Here is a 1,911-nt window from a genome sequence, read left to right on the forward strand (position 1 = left end):
AAAGCACCTGTAGGTCCTCCAATTTGATACTTCGAACCACCAAACAGTGAAATGAGTATTCCAGCAATACAGGTTGTATAAATCCCATACTCTGGCTTAACACCAGAGGCAATAGCAAAAGACATAGCAAGTGGAATCGCAACAACTCCAACAATCATTCCTGAAAGAAGATCCTTTTGAAAATGTGCTAATGAATATCCTTCAAACCTTCCTGTAAATAACTTTCTCATTACAAACCCTTCTTTTCTATTTTTAATAGATCTGGATTACAAATGTATTTCTCGGTCCCTTATACAGAAAATTGTCCTTTTCACAAAAAGAAAAACCATCCTAATATTTACTATATGTTTTACTTAAATGACACTCCAATTCACCTATATCTCCACCTTGTTGTACATAGGATTTCAATCTTTCTGCTAGACGTTCTCCGGCTCGACTATCTAGCTTCTTCGTATCAATAAACGATCTAATCCTTACCTTATCTGGAGTAATATCTCTACGAAACATTTGTCCTGGAATTTCACTCCAAAAACGATTCCATTCATCCAGTAATCCTATTTGATCAAATAAAAAACCTTGAATTCCACATAACCAAGCTGTACAAGCAGTATTTCTTTTTCGACATCCAACTCCATCTTGTAAATGTTGGCATGAAAAACAACAAGAATTTCCACTTTTTATACAAACTTCACAAACGTAATGAGCTCCTAATGAGCGAAATGTTTCAATCCCATGTTGGATGATATCTTCTTTCTTAACCTCAATACTCAACCTATCCCTCCTTAGCCATCATTTCACTTTCTGCTCCATCTAGCTCTTCTAACATTGAAATCGTATCGATTAAATGGTTGTTAAAAATCTTCCGTGCAACCACCAATAAATCCACAATAATAGGGTCTCGTAAAGAATATAAAACTCTTTTTCCATCTTTTCTACCAACAACAATGTTTTTTGAACGTAGTACACTTAATTGCTGAGAAACAGCTGAACCTTCCTTATTTAGAATATCTTGAATTTCGTTTACGCTTTTTTCACCTTCTGACAATAATTCTAAGATACCTATTCGCAAAGGGTGTGCTAAGGCTTTAAAGAAATCTGCTTTAAATTGTTGCATTTCGTTTCCCATTGAAATCCCTCCGTTACTTTTCCTCAATTTTCAAAAGTACCATATACATCTTCAAATGTTTGAATATGTATATAGTACTTTTAAAACCTCGAATTTTCAATACAAATTTTACAATATTAAATAAGCATCAAATAGAGATACTATTCAAATTCAGGTTCAAAATTTATTATCCAAAATAAAAGCGCCTAACATATTAGGGATATATAATACGTTAGGCGCTTGATATTTAAAATTTCTCGATTTAGGTCTTGATAATATTGGATGAGTATATAACCAAAATGCTAGATGACTAATATGAATAAACTTATTTGTAAAATTAATTCATTAGAATATTTTAAGAGCAAGTTTTGAAAAAAACTATTCAAAACTTGCTCCTTCTTTTCTCAGATCCAACTATTTTGATACTAAAACCAACAGTAGTGAATTAGAATAATGATTTAATACTTGCTAAGACAGTAAGTACACCTACAATAATAACAAATACGTTACTCATTTTCCCTTTGTATTTAGCTAGTACTGGAACTTTTTGAATCGCGTACATCGGTAATAGACATAAGATAGCAGCAACTAAAGGACCGCTTAGAGAATCAATAAGTCCAAGAATACTTGGATTTGTATAAGCAACAAACCAGCATGATAATACAACAAAAGTAAGGATTATTGTCTTAATTGTTTTTTCTTCAATATCTTTTCCACGTGATTTACCGAACTTAATAATCATGTCACGCATTACTTCAAATGCTCCGATATAATGGCCAAGGAAAGACTTTGTAATAGCCACAAAA

3 protein-coding genes and 1 pseudogene are annotated in these 1,911 nt (G+C 32.4%); all 4 read right to left on the reverse strand.

Going from position 1 to position 1,911, the window contains the following annotated elements; all coding sequences use genetic code 11:
• On the reverse strand, positions 1 to 230 hold a 230-nt coding region (locus HMPREF2590_RS19180; protein ID WP_256325165.1), incomplete at its 3' end, for a SulP family inorganic anion transporter.
• Positions 231 to 330: 100 nt separating this feature from the next.
• Complete coding sequence (locus HMPREF2590_RS19185; RefSeq protein WP_000021461.1) at positions 331 to 771, reverse strand: hypothetical protein; 441 nt, start codon at positions 769 to 771, stop codon at positions 331 to 333.
• A gap of 1 nt (position 772) precedes the next feature.
• Positions 773 to 1,126 (reverse strand): ArsR/SmtB family transcription factor, encoded by a 354-nt coding sequence (locus tag HMPREF2590_RS19190; RefSeq protein ID WP_000526189.1) that lies wholly within the window; start codon positions 1,124 to 1,126, stop codon positions 773 to 775.
• Between the two features lie 424 nt (positions 1,127 to 1,550).
• Positions 1,551 to 1,911, reverse strand: a pseudogene (locus tag HMPREF2590_RS19195) (septum formation initiator); the annotation flags it as partial.

The organism is Bacillus sp. HMSC036E02 (assembly GCF_001836235.1).
Taxonomy (GTDB): domain Bacteria; phylum Bacillota; class Bacilli; order Bacillales; family Bacillaceae_G; genus Bacillus_A; species Bacillus_A cereus.

Bases quoted from the DNA above. Each gene is read 5' to 3' on its own strand.
- HMPREF2590_RS19190 (WP_000526189.1), bottom strand. From the start codon at position 1,126: ATGGGAAACGAAATGCAACAATTTAAAGCAGATTTCTTTAAAGCCTTA.